Here is a 17,970-nt window from a genome sequence, read left to right as displayed (position 1 = left end):
CGCCCCTCACCGACCCGCTTCGCGGGCCACCTCTCCCCAATGGGGAGAGGGAAGTCGAACTGCACTGACTCTTCCGGTGAACGAGCAGAAACGAGAACCATCATGTGCGTGGCCTGTAACCACACGATCCATCGCGCCAGCCATCATTTCGGCTGGAACCGCGACTTCGCACCCGTGCTGACCGCGCGTCCCGGCGAGACGATCCATTTCGAGTGCACCGATTCCTCCGCCGGCCAGCTGGGCGAAGGCTCGACAGTGGAGAGCGTGCGCAATCTCGACTTCAGCCGGATCAACCCGGTGACCGGGCCGGTCTACGTTGAAGGCGCCGAGCCGGGCGACGCGCTGAAGGTGACGATCCGCAAGTTCATCCCCTCCGGCATCGGCTGGACGGCGAACATTCCCGGCTTCGGCCTGCTGGCCGACCAGTTTCCCGAGCCGGCGCTGCATGTGTGGACATATGATGCGAGCGCGCTGACCCCGGCTCTGTACGGGCCCGGCGGGCGCGTGCCGCTCAAGCCCTTCGCCGGCACGATCGGCCTCGCCCCCGCCGAGCCCGGCCTGCATTCCATCGTGCCGCCGCGCCGCGTCGGCGGCAATCTGGACATTCGCGACATCAGCGAAGGCGTGACGCTCTATCTTCCCGTGGAGGTGCCCGGCGCGCTGTTCTCCATCGGCGATACCCATGCCGCGCAGGGTGACGGCGAAGTCTGCGGCACGGCCATCGAGAGCCGGATGGATGTCGAGGCGACGCTCGAACTGGTGAAGGACGCGCGGCTCGCCTCCCCCCGCTTCACCACGCCCGGCCCGGTCACGCGCCATCTCGACGCGGCCGGCTACGAGGTGACGACCGGCATCGGCCCCGACCTGATGACCGGGGCCCGCGAGGCGCTGCAACGGATGGTCGACCTGCTCGCCGCCGAGCACGGCCTGAACCCGGTGGATGCCTACATGCTCTGCTCGGTCTGCGGCGACCTGCGCATCAGCGAGATCGTCGACATGCCGAACTGGGTCGTCTCCTTCTATTTCCCGCGGATCGTGTTTTCGTGACAGCGCCGGTCCTGTCCGTCGAAGGCCTGTGCGTCGACGCCCGCACCCCGCAGGGCGCGCGGCGGGTGCTGCATGATGTCAGCTTCGCGCTCAACGCGGGCGAGACGCTGTGTCTGGCCGGCGAGAGCGGCTCGGGCAAGTCGGTGACATCGCTGGCCATCATGCGGCTGCTCGCCAAGAGCTCGCTGCGGGTGGCCGCGGGGGCCATAAAGCTCGGCGGACAGGACCTTCTCGCCCTGCCCGAGAGCGCCATGCGACGCCTGCGCGGCGGCGATGTCGCCATGATCTTCCAGGAGCCGATGACCTCGCTGAACCCGGTGATGAGCATCGGCGCCCAGCTCACCGAGGCGATCCGCATCCATCAGGGCGCGCAGGACGCGCCGGCGCGCGCCCGCGACATGCTGGATGCGGTGCGCATCACCGATCCGGCCCGCCGGCTGGCGCAGTTTCCCCACGAACTGTCCGGCGGCATGCGCCAGCGCGTGATGATCGCGATGGCGCTGTCCTGCCGGCCCAGGGTGCTGATCGCCGACGAGCCGACCACGGCGCTCGACGTGACCGTGCAGGCACAGATCCTCACCCTGATGCGCGAGCTGAAGGGGGAGTTCGGCACCTCGATCATCCTCATCACCCACGACATGGGCGTGGTTGCCGAGATGGCGGACCGCGTCGCCATCCTGCAGGGCGGCCGCATCATCGAGCAGGCCGGCGTCGTGCCGCTCTTCACCGCGCCGCGCGAGGATTACACCCGCACCCTGCTCGCCGCCGTGCCGCGGCTCGGGGCCCGCGCGGGCGAGGACGGACCGCCGCGCGTGACCACGATTTCCCCACCAACGCCGCCGCCGGGGGAGAGCCCGGTACTGTTCGTGCGCGACCTCGCCGTCACCTATCGCGCGCACGGCAAGTGGTTCGGCGGCGGCAGTGCGCTCAAGGCCGTGGACAACGTGTCGTTCGAGCTCAGGCGCGGGCGCACGCTGGGTCTGGTCGGCGAGAGCGGCTCGGGCAAGTCGACCACCGGCAAGGCGGTGCTCGGGCTCATTCCCTTCGCCGGCGAGGTCGCGCTGGACGGCGTGCCCATCGCGGGCCTCTCGACGCGCGAGATGCGGCCCCTTCGCCGCAAGGCGCAGATGATCTTCCAGGACCCCTATGCCTCGCTCGACCCGCGCATGCCAGTGGCCGCCGCCATCGCCGAGCCGCTGGCCATCCATGGCATCGGCACGGCATCCGAGCGCCGCGAGCGGGCGGCCGAACTGCTGCGGCGGGTCGGCCTCTCGCCGGACCATGGCAGCCGCTACCCGCACGAATTCTCCGGCGGCCAGCGCCAGCGCATCTGCATCGCCCGCGCGCTGGCGCTGGAACCCCGGCTCATCGTGGCGGATGAAAGCGTGGCGGCGCTCGACGTCTCGGTGCGCGCCCGCGTGCTGGACCTGATGCTGGAATTGCAGGAGACGATGGGCCTCGCCTATCTCTTCATCTCGCATGACATGGCGGTGATCGAGCGCATGTGCCACGACGTGGCGGTGATGCGCGCCGGCCGCATTGTCGAGGCCGGCAGCCGCCGCGCGGTGTTCGAGGCGCCCGCCGATGCCTACACGCGCGAATTGATGGCGGCCGTCCCGGTGCCGGACCCGACCCGCCGGCCGGGCGTGCCGCTCATCCCGGAATAAACGCCCGCTCGGGCAGGCCTTTGATGCCGGCCTCCACGGCGAAGAGCGCGCCCGACAGCGGCGCCGCGTCGATGAGCGGCGGGGCGAGATCCAGCCGCGCGCTGGTCACGAACAGCGTCGCCAGCCCCTCCCCGCCAAAGGCGAGGCTGGTGATGCGCGGTGCTGGCAGCGGCACCACCAGCATTCGCTCACCCTCGGGCGAAAAGCGGGTGATGCGCCAGCCGTCCCAGTGCGCCAGCCACACGCCGCCCCCGGCATCCACGGTCAGCCCGTCCGGATAGCCCTCGTCCACCGCCATGGCGGCGAACACGCGGCGATGGGTCAGCACGGGGGCGTCGGCGGCGACATCAAAGGCCAGCACCCGCCGGCCGACGCTGTCGCTGAGGTAAAGCGTGCGCCCGTCCGGGGAAAAGGCGGGGCCGTTGACCACGGTGAAACCCGCCTCCGCCAGCACCGGCACGCGACCCGGCGTCCAGCACCAGAGCGCGCCGCGCGGCTCCTGCTCCGCCAGATCGCTGGTGCCGATCCACAGCCGGCCGACGCGGTCGACCTTGGCGTCATTATAGCCGATGGCGCTGCGCCCCGCCTCGGGATGGCACAGCGCGACAAGCGTGTCGCTCGCCCAGTCATAGAGCGCGAGCCCGTCCCGCGCGGACAGGATGAGGCAGCCCGCCGCCGGGCCGGCGACAACGGCGCCCAGCGGCACGGGGCGGTCGATCCGCCGCGTCGCCACATGGCCATCCGCCGCCATCCGGTGCAGCCGCCCGCCGGCAAGGTCGAGCCAGTACAGGCAGTCCTCCAGCGGATGCCAGAGCGGGGCCTCGCCGAGCATGTCCGAGGTCTGCGCCACCACGCGCAGGGCGGGACGGCGGATGGCCGGCCGACAGTCCGGGGCAGACGTGGGCGGTTTCATGCCGGCCTCCCCTCACGCCGCGGCGGGCGAGCGGAACAGGGTCCGACCCTGCACGGTGATCTCCACGTCCACCCGATAGGCCTCCAGCGCGGCGGGGTTGATCTCGATGCCGAGGCCGGGCGCTTCGGGCGCGGCAATCTCGCCATTGGCGTCACGCTGGATGTGGTTGGCGGTCAGTTCCACCGCCAGCGGCTGCAACGACACCGGATATTCGCAGATCGTGGCATCCGCCACGCCGGCAAAAGGCTGCAGCGAGGCGCTCAGCGCGAGATTCGAGGTGAAGGTGTGGTTCACATAGGTGACGCCCTTGGCCACCGCGTGATCCGCCACGCGCTTGGCCGGCCCGATGCCGCCAATGCGCCCGCAATCGATCTGCACGAAGCCGATATCGCCATAGTCGATGAGATTGCGCGCCATGTGGAAATTATGCGCACCCTCGCCGCCCGCCATCTTCACGCTCGTGCGCGCGGCAAGAGCGGCATATTCGCCATAGGCGCTCGCGGCGAAGGGCTCCTCCAGCCACGTGGCGCGCGCCGCCTCCAGCGCCGGCAGCCGCCGCGCCGCCCGCTCCACATCCTCGCCGAAGATCTGGCCGACATCCACAAGCAGGATGCCGTCCGCGCCCAGCCCCTCGCGAGCCGCCGCGAAATGATCGGCATCGATCTCCAGCGTGCCGCGCCCGACCGGGCCCCAGCCGAACTTCACCGCGCGGAAGCCATCCGCCCGGGCGCTGCGGCCGCGCTCCAGCGTCTCCTGCGGGCTGTCGCCGAACAATTGCGAGGCATAGGGGGTCTTGGCATGGGAGCGGCCATAGCCGAGCAGCTTCCAGACGGGCTCGCCGCGCGCCTTGCCCAGCAGGTCCCACAGCGCCATCTCGATGCCCGACCAGGTATGGGGCGCCTGCAACAGGTCCATGCTGTCATATTCCACCTGCGCGGCGATGCGGGCGATGTCGGCGGGCGCCTCCAACCGCTGGCCGAGCACGGCGTTCTGCACGGGCTGGCAGGCGCCATGCGACATCGGGCAGACGAAGGCGGCGATGGAGGGCAGCGGCGCGGCCTCGCACTCGCCCCAGCCGGTGAAGCCGCCCGCGCGGACGCGCACCACCAGCGCATCCTGGCTGCCATCGGCGGCGGTCGTGATCTCAGGCATCGCCAGATAGAAGAAGTCGACGGTTTCGATTTTCATGGGAAGGCTTCTTCTCCCGGAGAGGTGGGTGTTGGGGGCCGGCGCATCGCGGGCGTCGGGCCGCCGATGTTCAGGTCGATGTTCAGGACGCGCGCTCCGCCTGCCCGCGCTGCAGCAGCCCGATGGCGAGGGTGATGAGCGCGGTGACGAGGAGGATGAGGGTCGCCAGGGCATTGATTTCCGGCACGAAGCCCACCCGCATCATCGCCCACAGGCGGATCGGCAGCGTCGTCTCCGATCCCGCGACGAAGAGGGTGATCAGCGTTTCATCGAAGGAGATGGCGAAGGCGAGCAGCGCGCCCGAAATGAGGGCCGGGCGCATCTGCGGCAGGATCACGTGGACCAGCGTCTGCACCCGCGAGGCCCCCAGATCCAGCGAGGCCTCGGTGAGGCTGCCCCCGAGCAGTTGCAGGCGCACCAGCACGGTGCGGTAGACCACGGGCACGATGAACACGATATGCCCGACGATGATGGTGGCGAGCCCGCGCGCGAAATCGATCTCGCGAAAGGCGATCAGCAGCGACAGGCCGGTGATGATGGGTGGCAGCAGGAAGGGCAGGAACACCATCATCTGCATCATCAGGCCAAAGCGGCGCCGGGCCGAGACGAAGTAGAAGGCGAACATCAGCGCCAGCACCAGCGAGGCGAGGCTCGCCACCATGGCGACGATGAGCGAGGTGGCGAGCGCCGCGAGGATCTCGCCATTGGCGATGAGCGCGGCATAGGGCTCCAGCGAGAACGGGGCGAAGCCCATCACACCGCGCACCCGCGTGATCTGGAAGAAGGACAGCGCCGCCACCGCGACCAGCGGGGCATAGAGCGCGATGAGGCCGGCCACGGCGACGAGACCGAGCAGGGTGTCGAGAAGCGGTGCCTTCTGCTTCATCGCACATGCTCCCGGCGGAGCGTCAGGCCGGCGAGCGCCACCGCCAGCAGCGTGGTGGCCAGCAGGATCACCGCCAGCGCCGACCCGAGCGGCCAGTTGAGCGCGAGCCCGAACTGGCTGAACACGATGCGCCCGAAAGTGAAGCCCTGCGTGCCGCCCACCATCTGCGGCGTGACGAAATCGCCGAAGGTGAGGATGAAGGTGAACACCGCCCCCGCCGCGATACCCGGCCGGCCGAGCGGCAGCACGATGTCGCGCAATGCCTGCAGCGGCGTGGCGCCGAGATCGGCGGAAGCCGCGAGATAATTGGCCGGGATGCGGTCAAGCGCCAGATAGATCGGCAGGATCGCATAGGGCAGGTACAGCACCGCCAGCGCGATGAAGATGGCGGTGCGGGAGAACAGCAGCACCTCGATCGGCTGGTCGATCAGTCCCAGCGCCAGCAGCCCCTCGTTCAGCAGGCCGCGCTGGCCGAGAATGCTGCGGATCGAATAGATCTTGATGATGTAGCTCATGAACAGCGGCAGCATGAAGCTCATCAGGATGAGAAAGCGCACCCGTGGCGTGCGCCGGAAGATGAACACCGCGATGGCGATGGCCAGCACCACGTTGATCAGCGTCACCTGCGCCGACAGCAGGACGGTGCCGAGATAGACCTGGAGATAGCTGCCCTCGGTGAAGAAGGCGCGGTAATTGGCAAGGGTGAGCGTATGGACGATCTGCCCGTTCGTGAGGGTCCAGAAGCTCACCAGCACGAAAGACAGGATCGGCAGCACCACGAAGAGCAGCGGCAGGCCGAGATTGAGGCCGTGCCACAGAAGATCGCGGACGATGCCGCGCCGGCGGGGCCGCGCCGATCGGTGGGAGGAAGAGGTGGTGCTCATCGCGCGCCCTCCTCAACCCTTCGCAACCAGCAGCGCGGCATCGTCCGCCGCCCAGCCGACCGTCAGCCGCTGGCCGGGGCTCAGGCGCGCGGTGGAGCCATCGGCGAGGCGCCGCACCTTGATGAGCGTGTCGGGCAGCGCGGGGTGTCGCAATTCGATCAGGATGTTGGCGCCGAGGAACCGGATCTCCACCACCTCGGCGACCAGAGCGCCGGGCGCCGCGGCTGCGAGGGTGATATGCTCGGGCCGCACCGCGACCAGCACGGCGCTGCCGGGCAGCGGGGCCGGGCCATCCACCGTCGCGTGAAGCGGACCGGCGGCGGTCTCCACCCGGCAGACGGCGCCCTGCACGCCGGCGAGCGTTCCGGCAATCAGGTTGTTCTCGCCGAGAAACGCGGCGATGAAGGGCGTGCGCGGGCGGCGGTAGAGCTGCTCGGGCGCGCCTTCCTGCTCGATGCGGCCGCGATGGACCACGATGATGCGATCGGACAGCGCGATCGCCTCCTCCTGGTCGTGGGTGATGAACACGAAGGCGATGCCGAGCCGGCGCTGCAGCGACTTGAGGAAGCGCTGCATCTGCGCGCGCAGTTCCACGTCGAGCGCGGAAAGCGGCTCGTCGAGCAGGATGAGGCGGGGCTCGCAGATGATGGCGCGGGCGAGCGCCACGCGCTGGCGCTGGCCACCCGAGAGCTGGGCGGGATAGCGCGCGCCCAGCGCGCCGAGGCCGACGGTTTCCAGAACGTCGGCGACCTTCGCCGCGATCTCCGCCCTCGGCCGGCCGCGCACCTTGAGCCCGTAGCCGACATTCTCCGCCACGTTCATGTGGTGGAACAGCGCGTAGTCCTGGAACACGGTGTTGAACGGGCGCCGGTTGATCGGCACGCTCGCGAGGTCGCGCCCCTCGAACATCAGCCGTCCGCCATCGATGCCCTCGAAGCCGCCGATAATGCGCAGGATCGTCGTCTTGCCGGAGCCGGAGGGGCCGAGAATGGTGAGAAACTCGTTATCGGCGACGGTGATGTCGATGCCGTCGAGCACACGCACGCTGCCATAGCGCTTGGAAATGTTTTCCAGATGGAGAAGTGGCTGCACGCGCGTGGTTCCACACATCGATTGGAAGAAGACGGCGGCGCATCGATCGCCGCCGGCGTTGAGGCAGGGCCGCTCCATTCGCGGCCCCGCGGCCGACGCGCCGTCAGTTCGCCGCCTTGACCTCGTTCCAGATGGCCTGGCGGCGCGTGTAATCTTCCGGATTCTGCGCCCAGATCAGCCGGTTGGCATAGTCCATGCCCTGCGGCGCGTCGGTGGTGGCGCCGTAGCCGTATTTCTTCGCCATGTCGGCGCCGATCTTCTTTTGCAGCGCGAAGTTCATCCAGGCATAGGCGGCATCGGTGTTCTCCGTGCCGGCGCTCACCGTCAGATTGTCGAGCCAGCCGACCGCGCCCTCCTTGGGAATGACATAGCCGACATCGAACCCCTTCTTCTGCAGGTTGATCGCCGCGAGTTCGCCCATGGAGAACATGAGCACGACGTCATTCTCGCTCCAGATGGTGGTGCCCTCGTCGAACCCGGCGAAATAGGTGAGCAGGTTCTTCTTGAGGGCGATCAGCTTGTCCTTCACCTGCGCCAGCTGCGCGTCGGTGAGGTTGAACGGATCCTTCATCCCGAGCGCAATGGCGCCGAAATTGATGTCGTTATTGGCATCATCCAGCGAGATGACCTTGCCCTTGAATCGCGGGTCCCACAGCACTTCCCAGCTATCGGGCGCGGTGGGAAAGGTCTTCTTGTCATAGACCATGCCGAGCGAACCCCAGGCCCATGGCACGCCATAGGTGGCGCCGCCGAAGGTGGCGTTGCTCATCGGCTGGAAATCCGGCAGCAGGTTCTTGGCGCTGGTCAGCTTTTCCTTGTCGATGGGGGCGATCAGCTTCTGGTCGGCGAAGGCCTTGAGGCTGGCGGTATCGACGGTGACGACGTCGTAATCCTTGCCGTTCGAGGCCTTCATCTTGGCGATCTGCTCGTCGACGCCGCCGACATAGGTCACCTTCACGGTGATGCCGGTTTCCGTCTCGAATTCCTCGACCCAGGCCGGGTCGGCATAGCCCTCATAGGCCAGCAGACGTACCTCGCCCTTCGGGCCAGCGAACGCCGCGGCCGATGCGAGGAGAGTGAGCGCGGTAAGCGATGCTGCAACTGCCTTCGACGTCCAATTCATCCTGCGTTCTCCGTCTGGAACCGGCGCTTGCCGTTGTGTTCTTGATTTCAAAAAAATCATATTTTATTTTTTGCGTCAATCGGCACGACCCGAATTTACCTGCGCGCCAGCCCGGCCCTATCGGCGGCTTCGCTCGCTTTCGACGCGGTATTCAGCGCGGCCCGTGATTGACCATCTTAAATATCATATTTTATGATGAGCATCGGATGCCTGCCGCGCGCCGGCAGGCGGCGCGGACCCGCCGTCCCGTCCGCTCCGCTTTGCCCGCCCACCTCGTGACCCGACCGGAAGATCCATGACACCGCAAGCCCCCGCCGCCCCGCCCGGTGCCCCACTCGCCGCCCCACCCGCCGCCCATCGCCTTGCCGGGCGCGTCGCGCTCGTCACCGGCGCCGCGCGGGGCATTGGCGCCGGCATTGCCGAAAGGCTGGCAATGGAAGGGGCTCATGTAGTGGTCGCCGACATCGACGAAGCCGGCGCGCACGCGGTTGCCGCCCGTCTCGGCGCGACGGCGATGGCGGTGCGGGTGGATATTGCCGATCCGGCATCGGTGGCCGCCCTCGCGGGCGCGGTGGCGGCGCGCCATGGAGGCTGCGAGATCGTGGTGAACAACGCGGCGATCCTCGACACGGCCGGCATCGACACGATGAGCTTCGCGCATTATCGCGGGGTGCTGGACATCAACCAGGACGGCGCGGTCCGCGTCACGCTGGCCATGCTGCCGCTGATCCGCCGGGCGGGAGCGGGCCGGCGGATCCTCAACATCGTGTCCATCCAGGGCCTGCGCGGCGCGCGCGATTCCCTCGCCTATGCCACGGCAAAGGGCGCGCTGGTCAATTTCACCCGCGCGCTCGCCTGCGACCTCGCCGAGGACGGCATTCTCGTCAACGCTCTGGCACCGGGCTTCATCGACACGGCGATGGCCTTGTTGCCCGAGGGCGCCGGCCACGAGCATGAAACCGACTGGTTTCGCGACATCTACATCCGCCACGGCCGCATTCCGCTGCGCCGCCCCGGAACGCCCGTGGATATTGCCGGGCCGGCCTTCTTCCTCTGCTCGGACGATGCCCGCTATGTCACCGGGCAGGTCCTCATGGTCGATGGCGGACTGTCCGCCACCTTCTGATATCCGCGCGCGGACAGGCGGTAGGCAATCTCCACGGGCTGATCCGGATCAATCGCAAGGCTCGTCGCGGTGCCGCCGGCGCGAATGGGATTGTCCCCCAGCGACACCGCCTCCGCGAAATCGAAGCAGGAGGCGATCGGCTCCACGCCCAGCCCGCGATAGCGGCCGGCCCAGGGGGCCTCATCCAGCGCACGGTCGCTGATCCAGATCTGGCAGGAGGGCAGAAGGCGCCGGTCCCAGTCCAGCACCAGCGTCGCTTCGCGCTCGGGGAGGTCGATTTCCACCGCCCCCTCAACGTCGCAGAGCTGCACGACATCTTCCACCGGCCGCGCCTTGGGCAGGCGCGACAGGTCGACCACGCCGCCCGCGCGCGCCGGCACCGTGGCGAGCGTGCCGAATTCCGCGCCGATGACGGCCAGCATCGCGGCTCCCGGCACGGCCGCGGGATAGGTGAAGCCGCGGCGGAAGGCGGCGCGGAGGTGCACGCTTTCCGGCGGCGCGTCGAGCGAGAGGATGGGATGCAGGCCAAGCGACACGCGACCCGCCCGCCGGGCCTCGATGGTCAGACGCAGGTCGAGCGCGGGCGCATCGGGCTGCACCGCCAGCACGCGGGTGAGCCGCCGCACGGCATGATCGGCGGGATAGTCGAGCGTGAAGCACAGCCGCGTCGGGCTGCGCGCCGCCAGCGTCCATTCGGCATTGGCGGCCAGCCCATGGGCGGGCACGTTGCAGCGCGCGAGACCCAGCCCCCGCCAGGGCGCCGCGATATCCCGCACGTCCCCGCCCACCCCGAAGGGCAGGCAGACGAATTCCGCCCCGAGATGGCGCAGATGGGCCGGGAGATCGGCAAGGGCGGGATCGTCCGGCGACCAGTGCCGCCGCGCGAAAGGCGAGACGTCCCGGCCCGGCGGCAGCCGGAACGAAAGTTCGGCGATCATCGCGCCCACCGGTGTCACCCGCAGGAAACCATACGCCCAGGCGAGGTCGAGCGGCGCCATGCGCGTCAGCCCAGCGCCGCCAGCAGCGAGTTCTTGCCGTTGAGAACCACGTTGCGCATGGCCCGCGCGGCGCTTTCCCCCTCGCCGCTATTGATCGCCTCGAATACCAGCCGGTGCTGGGCGACGTCGTCCTCGATGCGGTTGTCGCGCTCGTTGAGCGCCTCCTGCTGGATGGAGAAGCTCAGGCGCAGGAAATCGGCCACGAGATGGGCGAACTGGGCGAACAGCGCGTTGTGGCTCGCGGTGAACACCGCCATGTGGAACGCGACATCGGCGCGGGCATAGCTCGCCATGTCCCCCGTCGCCGCCTCCATCGCCTGCACGGCGGCGCGGATCCGGCGCAGGTCCTCCATCGTGGCGCGGCCGGCGGCGAGCTGGGCGGCGGTCGGCTCGATCACCTGCCGCAGCTCGATGAGGTCGCGCAGCATGCTGTCGCGCTGGCCCGGGCCGGCGCCCTCGTCGCCGAGGTGCCAGGCCAGCACGTCGCTGTCGAACGTGTTCCACAGGTCGCGCGGGCGCACCCGCGTGCCCACCTTCTGGCGCATCTCGATAAGGCCCTTGGCGGCCAGCACCTTGAGCGCCTCGCGCAGCGAGGGGCGGCTGGCGGAGAATTCGGCCATCAGCTGCGGCTCGCGCGGCAGCAATTCGCCCGGCGCGAAACGGCCGGAGACGATGGCGCGGCCAAGCTCGGTGATGACATGCCCCTGCAGGCCGCTGATCCGGTAGCCCGAGGGCCGCGCCGGACGCGGCGGGCGCTCCTCGCCCGCCGTGCCGGAGGGATCGGCGGCCTCAGCGCGGCGACGGGGCGTAGACGACCGTTCCACCAATCTCGCACTCCAGTTTCCAGGGACCAACCGATTCCAGGGACCAACCGATTCCAGGGCCCACCCGCTTCCAACGCCGCGAGGATCGCACGGACGGGCCGGGCGTGCCCCGGTATAGGCACATGGCGCGCCTGTCCATGCAAAGCATGTGCACGCGCGGCCGACCCGGACGCCGCGACGCGACGCCGGAGCGCGCGCCATCACCGCCCGGGCGCGGCAATCGCGGAACGGCAAACTCACTATAAGTCATATTTTTGTATTTTAATGCACCGCACATCACGAACTGTCTGGACAGGATAATCTCAAGAAGTCATATTTTTATCAATAACCGTGTCGGCGGCAAGCCGGCCATTCCGGAAAGAGGAGAAAGCCATGCTGAAATCGGTTCTGGCGGCCTTGTTCGTGGCCGTGGCAAGTGCAGGCGCGTTCAGTGCAGGCGCGATGGCGCAGGAATTCCAGTTCGAGGCGCCGCCGCTATTCGACAATTGCGGCGACCCGTCGCTGGCCCGGGCCAAGGCGGACGGCGTCACGCTCGGCTTCTCGCCCTCGCCGCCCTATTCCTCGCTCGACCCCGCCACCAAGCAGGCCGGCGGCCTCGATATCGAGCTGGTCGAGGCGGCGCTGAAATGGGCGGGCGTCACGAAGTTCAAATATGAGGTGATGCCGTTCGGCCAGCTCATCCCGGCGCTGCTGGCCAAGCGCATCGACATCGTGTCCGCCAACATCCACGTCACGCCCGACCGGCTGAAGGCGGTGTCCTTCTCCGGCCCGGCCTGGTGGTATGGCCCCGCCATCGTGGTGGCCAAGGGCAACCCGGCCGGCATCACCTCGTTCGACACGCTCAAGGGCAAGAAGGTGGGCGCCATCGCCGGCTCGGCGGCGGATGAGTATCTGCGCAAGATCGGCGTGGCGGTCACGCCCTTCCAGACCGACGCCGAGGAATTCGCCGCCATCTCCACCGGCCGCGTCGACGCCATTCTCGACGACGACGTGAAGATCATCGAGTTCATGAAGGCCAACGGCGCCTCGCCGATCGAGATGGTCGCGGGCGTCGCCATCCCGGACGAACTGATCTTCAAATATGGCTATGGCTATGCCCGCTATGCCCTGCGCAAGGACGACTGCTCGCTGCGCAGCGCCTTCAGCCAGGGCCTCGCGGAAGTGCGCGGCAACGGGCTGGCGACCGCCGTTTTGAAGAAATACGGCCTCACCAACCGCAACCTGTTCTTCTTCCCGCTCTGACCAAAGCCCGCCGGGGACACCGGCATGACCCGGGCCATCCTCGCCTGATCATTCCCAATCCCCGGCGCCGCCTCTCATGAACCTGCTCGATTTTTCGGTCGTCCACGATTACGGCTCGGTCTTCCTGCAGGGTCTGGCGGTGACGACCTTCCTCACCGTCGTGGTGATCCTGCTCGCCGGCGTCCTGGCCATTCCCATCGCGCTCGCCCGGCTGTCGCCGCGACGCTGGATCCGCTGGCCGGCCGACTTCTATGTCGAGTTCATCCGCGCCACGCCGCTGATCCTGCAGCTGATCTATATCTATTACGTGCTGCCCAGCGCCGGCATCCGGCTGGAGCCGATGACCGCTGCCATCATCGGCCTCACCGTCAACTATTCCGCCTTCATGAGCGAGGTCTACCGTTCCGGCATCCAGGCGGTGCCGAGAAGCCAGTACGAGGCGGCGCAGAGCCTCGGCCTCAAGCCGACCGTCACCTTCGTGAAGGTCGTCTTCCCGCAGGCCTTCCGCGTCGTCCTGCCGGCGCTGGGCAATTATCTGATCGCGCTGTTCAAGGACACCGCGCTGGCCTCGGTCGTCACCGTGCAGGAACTGATGTTCTCCGGCCAGATCATCGCCGCGCGCAACTACCAGTACTTCACCGTCTATACCGTTACCGCGATCCTCTACTTCTCCGTCGGCTACCCCGCCGCGCTCATGGTCCGGCGGCTGGAGCGCTGGTCGCAGCGCGGCTGGGCGTCGGCGGGCCGCAAATGAACAGGAGCCATCCGTTGAGTGCCTCTTCCCTGCCCGCCTTGCCCAAGGTGACGATCCGCTCGATCCATGTCGCCCCGCTCTTCGGCGAGAGCCCGAAAGGTGGCTGGTCGGCGGAGATCCGGCCGGAGGATTCCGTGCATGCGCTCATCGCCGTGCACACGGAGGAAGGCCTCACCGGCCATGGCAGCGTGTTCACCGACGGGCGGCTGGTCGCGGCGGCGGTGGAGGTGCTGGAGCCGCTATGGCGCGGGGAGAACGCGCTGGAGCCGGAGCGCGTCACCGAGAAACTGCACCAGAACACCTTCTGGATGGGACGCGGCGGCAGCCTGACCCATGCCATCAGCGGCATCGACATCGCGCTGTGGGACATTCTCGGCAAGGCGCTCGGCCAGCCGGTCGGCCGGCTGCTGGGCGGCACCTATCGCGAGCGGGTGAAGCCCTATTGCTCCCTGCTCATGGAGGAGCCCGCGCGCATGGCCGATGTCATCGCCCCCCATCGCGAACGCGGCTTTCGCGCCTTCAAGATCGGCTGGGGTCCGTTCGGCCGCCGTGACGATGCCCGGCTCGACGAGGCGATCGTGCGCGCGGCGCGCGAGGCAGCCGGGCCCGATGCGCAGCTCTTCGTCGATGCCGGCGCCTCCGATGCACAGTGGCCGCAGGGGCTGAAATGGGCGCTCAACACCGCGCAGATGCTCAAGGACTATGGCGTCGGCTGGTTCGAGGAGGCGCTGCGGCCGGACGCGCTGGAGGATTTCTGCGTGCTGCGGCGCGCCAGCCCGGTGCCGATCGCCGGCGGCGAGGTGCTCACCCGCCGCCAGAGCTTCCTGCCTTGGCTGGCCAAGGGCGCCTTCGACATCGTCCAGCCCGATGTCACCAAGGTCGGCGGCATCAGCGAGCAGCGCCGCATCGCCTGGCTCGCCGACGAGTTCGGCGTGAAATATGTCGGTCATGGCTGGAACACCGCGCTTGGCCTTGCCGCCGACCTGCAGCTGGCGAGCGCCATGCCCCATTGCGACCTCGTCGAGTTCATCGGCGGCAGCCCCTATGTCGACGGCATCGTCTCCGAACCGTTCACCGTCGATGGCGAGGGCTACCTGCGCATTCCCGCCCGCCCCGGCCTCGGCATCTCGCTCGACCCGCACGCGCTGGCCCGCTTCACCCACGCGCCGGCGGCGCTGTTCGCCCCCGCGTGAAGGCGTGTTCAATTGGCAGACCGATAAGCGCGCCCGCACGGCCGCGACGAAAATAATGAGGAGGAAGATTCGATGAAACTGGTTCGCTATGGGGCAATCGGCGCGGAGCGCCCGGCGCTCCTCGACAGCCAGGGCGTGCTGCGCGATCTCGGTGCGCATGTCCCCGACATTGCCGGCGCCGCGCTGCTGCCGGAAACCCTCGCGAAGCTGCGCGCGCTCGATCCCGCGACGCTCCCGGCTGTCGAGGGCACGCCGCGCATCGGTGCCTGCGTCGGCTCCGTCGGCAAGTTCGTCTGCGTCGGCCTCAACTATTCCGACCATGCCGAGGAGGCGGGCATGGCAATCCCGACCGAGCCGGTGCTGTTCATGAAGCCGCCGAACTGCATTGTCGGCCCCCATGACAACGTGGAAATTCCGCGCGGCTCGGAAAAGACCGACTGGGAGGTCGAACTCGGCATCGTCATCGGCAAGCCGGCGAAATATGTCGGTGTCGAGGAGGCCTATGATCACGTGGCCGGCTATTGCATCGTCAACGATGTGTCCGAGCGCGCCTTCCAGATCGAGCGCGGCGGCCAGTGGGACAAGGGCAAGGGCTGCGACACGTTCGGCCCCATCGGCCCGTGGCTGGTGACCACCGACGAGATCCCCGACCCGCACGTGCTCGACATGTGGCTGGAGGTGGACGGCAAGCGCTACCAGAACGGCTCCACGCGCACGATGATCTTCAGCGTGCCGTTCATCGTCTCCTATATCAGCCAGTTCATGAGCCTGCAGCCCGGCGACATCATCACGACCGGCACGCCGCCCGGCGTCGGCCTCGGGCAGAAGCCGCCGGTCTATCTGAAAGCCGGCCAGACCATGCGCCTCGCCATTTCCGGCCTCGGCGAACAGCAGCAGACGACCGTTCCGGCGGTCTGAAGGGAAGACAGGTTATGAACGTCATCGACCTGAACGGGCGCGCGGCCATCATCACCGGCGGCGCACGCGGCATCGGCTATGCCGCCGCCGAGCGCTTCCTCGCATCCGGCGCCCGCGTCGCTTTGTGGGACATCGACCGCGCGCGGCTCGACGAAGCGGCGGCGGCCCTCCAATCCCGCGGCACGGTGTCGACCCACGTCGTCGAACTCACGGACGAGACCTCGGTGCAGGCCGCGACCGCCGCCACGGCCGCAGCCCATGGCAAGATCGACATTCTGGTCAACAATGCCGGCATCACCGGTGGCAACGGCAAGCTGTGGGAGCTGGACAGCCAGACCTGGCGACGCGTCATCGATGTCAACCTGGTCGGGCCGTTCCTCACCGCCAAGGCGGTGGTGCCGCATCTTCTGGCCAATGGCTGGGGGCGCATCGTCAATGTCGCCTCCATCGCCGGCAAGGAAGGCAACCCGAACGCCTCGCATTATTCCGCGTCGAAGGCGGGGCTGATCGGGCTGACCAAGTCGCTGGCCAAGGAACTGGCGACGTCCAACGTGCTGGTCAACGCCATCACCCCGGCGGCAGCCAAGACCGAGATCTTCAGCCAGATGAGCCAGGAACATATCGACTTCATGCTCTCGAAGATTCCGATGAACCGCTTCCTCGCGGTGGACGAGGCGGCCGCGCTGATCGCGTGGCTGTCCTCCGAGGACTGCGCCTTCTCGACCGGCGCGGTGTTCGACATTTCCGGCGGACGCGCCGTCTATTGAGGAGGCCGACCCGATCCGGACGCGGGGGAGCCCTCGCCAGCGTTCAAGCCGCAACCGTCAGGTTGTCCGGGCGATCCAGGCTCTGCCGATCGCCCGGAATGCGCCCTGCATGGCTCAGCGAGAAATCGACCGCGCGGCGCGGGGGTGGTAATCCTGTCGCGCCATATTCGTGGCGATGTGCCAACTCTGTTGGACACTTGAACAAGGCGGTATGAGTCATGAGCCGGATTTCACGTTTCGCAGCCGCGGCATCCGCGCTTGCCTTTTCCGTCGCGTCACTGACGCCGGCATTTGCCTGCACCCGCGCCATGTATGTGGCCGATAACGGCCTCGTCATCACCGGCCGGTCGATGGACTGGGCCGAGGACATGCACACCAACCTGTGGGCCTTCCCCCAGGGCATCACGCGTGACGGCGCCGGCGGCGCCAACACGCCGAAATGGACCTCGAAATATGGCAGCCTGATCGCCTCCGGCTACGATGTCGGCTCGGCGGACGGCATGAACGAGGCCGGCCTCGTCGCCAATCTGCTCTATCTCGCCGAATCCGACTATGGCCAGCCGGACGGCAAGCCCGCCATCTCGATCAGCCTGTGGGCGCAGTATGCGCTCGATAATTTCGGCACCGTCGCGGAGGCGGTGGAAGCGCTGTCCAGGGAACCGTTCCGCGTCATCGCGCCGAAGCTGCCCAATGGCCAGGGCGCGCAGCTCCACCTCGCCATCTCTGACGCGACCGGCGATTCCGCGATCTTCGAGTATATCGGCGGCAAGCTCGTGGTGCACCACGGCAAGCAGTTCAACGTGATGACCAACTCGCCGAGCTTCGACCAGCAGCTGGCGCTCAACGCCTACTGGAAGGGCATTGGCGGGCTCACCTTCCTGCCCGGCACCAACCGCGCCGCCGACCGCTTCGCCCGCGCCTCGTTCCTCATCGACGCGATCCCGACCAAGGTGGACCCGAACTATATCAGCGCGGTGCCGGAGCAGAAATTCGAGTATCAGGCGGCGGCCAGCGTGCTCAGCGTGATGCGGTCGGTCAGCGTGCCGCTCGGCATCACCACGCCGGGCCAGCCGAACATTTCGTCCACGCTCTGGCGCACCATTTCCGACCAGACCCACAAGATCTACTTCTTCGACAGCTCGACCAGCCCGAACTCCTTCTGGGTGCCGCTCGCCGATCTCGACCTGAAGGAAGGCGCACCGGTGAAGAAGCTGACCATTGCCGGCGGCAAGGTCTATTCCGGCAATGCGGCCGACAGGTTCGTCGCCACGCCCGCCTTCACCTTCCTGCCCTCGACCGGCCTGTGAGGGCTGAGTGACCCGCGCGCCGGGCGGCGATCTCCGCCCGG

Annotated in this window: 17 protein-coding genes; 9 read left to right on the top strand and 8 right to left on the bottom strand. The window is 68.1% G+C overall.

Annotated features, from left to right (window positions below):
• The first annotated feature begins 102 nt into the window (after positions 1–102).
• Both QOZ99_RS13775 and QOZ99_RS13770 read left to right on the top strand, forming a co-directional pair.
• Positions 103–1,047 carry an acetamidase/formamidase family protein gene (locus tag QOZ99_RS13775; RefSeq protein WP_306890560.1) on the top strand — a complete coding sequence of 315 codons (945 nt, stop codon included), beginning with the start codon at positions 103–105 and terminating at the stop codon, positions 1,045–1,047.
• Complete coding sequence (locus tag QOZ99_RS13770) at positions 1,044–2,714, top strand: ABC transporter ATP-binding protein (protein WP_306890559.1); 1,671 nt, start codon at positions 1,044–1,046, stop codon at positions 2,712–2,714. The genes QOZ99_RS13775 and QOZ99_RS13770 overlap by 4 nt, the downstream gene beginning before the upstream one ends.
• Here QOZ99_RS13770 and QOZ99_RS13765 read toward each other — a convergent pair.
• From QOZ99_RS13765 to QOZ99_RS13740, 6 genes are all read right to left on the bottom strand, one after another.
• Complete coding sequence (locus tag QOZ99_RS13765; RefSeq protein ID WP_306890558.1) at positions 2,701–3,627, bottom strand: SMP-30/gluconolactonase/LRE family protein; 927 nt, start codon at positions 3,625–3,627, stop codon at positions 2,701–2,703. The genes QOZ99_RS13770 and QOZ99_RS13765 overlap by 14 nt on opposite strands.
• A gap of 12 nt (positions 3,628–3,639) precedes the next feature.
• Positions 3,640–4,815, bottom strand: a complete 1,176-nt coding sequence (locus tag QOZ99_RS13760; RefSeq protein ID WP_306890557.1) for a mandelate racemase/muconate lactonizing enzyme family protein — start codon at positions 4,813–4,815, stop codon at positions 3,640–3,642.
• A gap of 82 nt (positions 4,816–4,897) precedes the next feature.
• Positions 4,898–5,701 carry an ABC transporter permease gene (locus QOZ99_RS13755; RefSeq protein WP_306890556.1) on the bottom strand — a complete coding sequence of 268 codons (804 nt, stop codon included), beginning with the start codon at positions 5,699–5,701 and terminating at the stop codon, positions 4,898–4,900.
• Positions 5,698–6,585 carry an ABC transporter permease gene (locus QOZ99_RS13750; RefSeq protein ID WP_306890555.1) on the bottom strand — a complete coding sequence of 296 codons (888 nt, stop codon included), beginning with the start codon at positions 6,583–6,585 and terminating at the stop codon, positions 5,698–5,700. Before QOZ99_RS13750 ends, QOZ99_RS13755 begins: the two co-directional genes overlap by 4 nt.
• Positions 6,586–6,597: 12 nt before the next feature.
• Positions 6,598–7,677 carry an ABC transporter ATP-binding protein gene (locus tag QOZ99_RS13745; protein ID WP_306890554.1) on the bottom strand — a complete coding sequence of 360 codons (1,080 nt, stop codon included), beginning with the start codon at positions 7,675–7,677 and terminating at the stop codon, positions 6,598–6,600.
• A gap of 103 nt (positions 7,678–7,780) precedes the next feature.
• Complete coding sequence (locus QOZ99_RS13740; protein ID WP_306890553.1) at positions 7,781–8,800, bottom strand: ABC transporter substrate-binding protein; 1,020 nt, start codon at positions 8,798–8,800, stop codon at positions 7,781–7,783.
• A 295-nt stretch (positions 8,801–9,095) separates the two neighbouring features.
• Here QOZ99_RS13740 and QOZ99_RS13735 point away from each other — a divergent pair, with 295 nt between their 5' ends.
• Positions 9,096–9,926 (top strand): SDR family NAD(P)-dependent oxidoreductase, encoded by an 831-nt coding sequence (locus tag QOZ99_RS13735; protein ID WP_306890552.1) that lies wholly within the window; start codon positions 9,096–9,098, stop codon positions 9,924–9,926.
• Here the strand turns inward: QOZ99_RS13735 and QOZ99_RS13730 are convergent.
• Both QOZ99_RS13730 and QOZ99_RS13725 read right to left on the bottom strand, forming a co-directional pair.
• On the bottom strand, positions 9,872–10,924 hold the full coding sequence (locus tag QOZ99_RS13730) for a hypothetical protein (protein WP_306890551.1): 1,053 nt from the start codon (positions 10,922–10,924) through the stop codon (positions 9,872–9,874). The two genes, QOZ99_RS13735 and QOZ99_RS13730, sit on opposite strands and share 55 nt — an antisense overlap.
• Positions 10,925–10,929: 5 nt before the next feature.
• Positions 10,930–11,748: a FadR/GntR family transcriptional regulator gene (locus QOZ99_RS13725; RefSeq protein WP_306890550.1), complete on the bottom strand. Its 819-nt coding sequence runs from the start codon at positions 11,746–11,748 to the stop codon at positions 10,930–10,932.
• A gap of 372 nt (positions 11,749–12,120) precedes the next feature.
• Here QOZ99_RS13725 and QOZ99_RS13720 point away from each other — a divergent pair, with 372 nt between their 5' ends.
• The 6 genes from QOZ99_RS13720 to QOZ99_RS13695 all read left to right on the top strand — a co-directional run bounded on the left by QOZ99_RS13720 (position 12,121) and on the right by QOZ99_RS13695 (position 17,929).
• Positions 12,121–12,990: a substrate-binding periplasmic protein gene (locus QOZ99_RS13720; RefSeq protein WP_306890549.1), complete on the top strand. Its 870-nt coding sequence runs from the start codon at positions 12,121–12,123 to the stop codon at positions 12,988–12,990.
• Between the two features lie 76 nt (positions 12,991–13,066).
• Positions 13,067–13,744, top strand: coding sequence for an amino acid ABC transporter permease (locus QOZ99_RS13715; protein ID WP_306890548.1), 678 nt, complete (start codon positions 13,067–13,069; stop codon positions 13,742–13,744).
• A gap of 14 nt (positions 13,745–13,758) precedes the next feature.
• Positions 13,759–14,937 (top strand): mandelate racemase/muconate lactonizing enzyme family protein, encoded by a 1,179-nt coding sequence (locus QOZ99_RS13710; protein WP_306890547.1) that lies wholly within the window; start codon positions 13,759–13,761, stop codon positions 14,935–14,937.
• 72 nt (positions 14,938–15,009) lie between these two features.
• Entirely contained in the window at positions 15,010–15,855 is an 846-nt protein-coding gene (locus QOZ99_RS13705) for a fumarylacetoacetate hydrolase family protein (protein WP_306890546.1), read from the top strand.
• A 14-nt stretch (positions 15,856–15,869) separates the two neighbouring features.
• Positions 15,870–16,622: an SDR family NAD(P)-dependent oxidoreductase gene (locus QOZ99_RS13700; RefSeq protein WP_306890545.1), complete on the top strand. Its 753-nt coding sequence runs from the start codon at positions 15,870–15,872 to the stop codon at positions 16,620–16,622.
• A gap of 218 nt (positions 16,623–16,840) precedes the next feature.
• Complete coding sequence (locus QOZ99_RS13695) at positions 16,841–17,929, top strand: linear amide C-N hydrolase (protein ID WP_306890544.1); 1,089 nt, start codon at positions 16,841–16,843, stop codon at positions 17,927–17,929.
• Positions 17,930–17,970: the final 41 nt, after the last annotated feature.

Origin of the sequence: Ancylobacter amanitiformis (assembly GCF_030814815.1) — a bacterium.
GTDB lineage: Bacteria > Pseudomonadota > Alphaproteobacteria > Rhizobiales > Xanthobacteraceae > Ancylobacter > Ancylobacter amanitiformis.
Note: the sequence above shows the minus strand (reverse complement) of the source record. Positions and strands in the feature narration are given on the sequence as shown.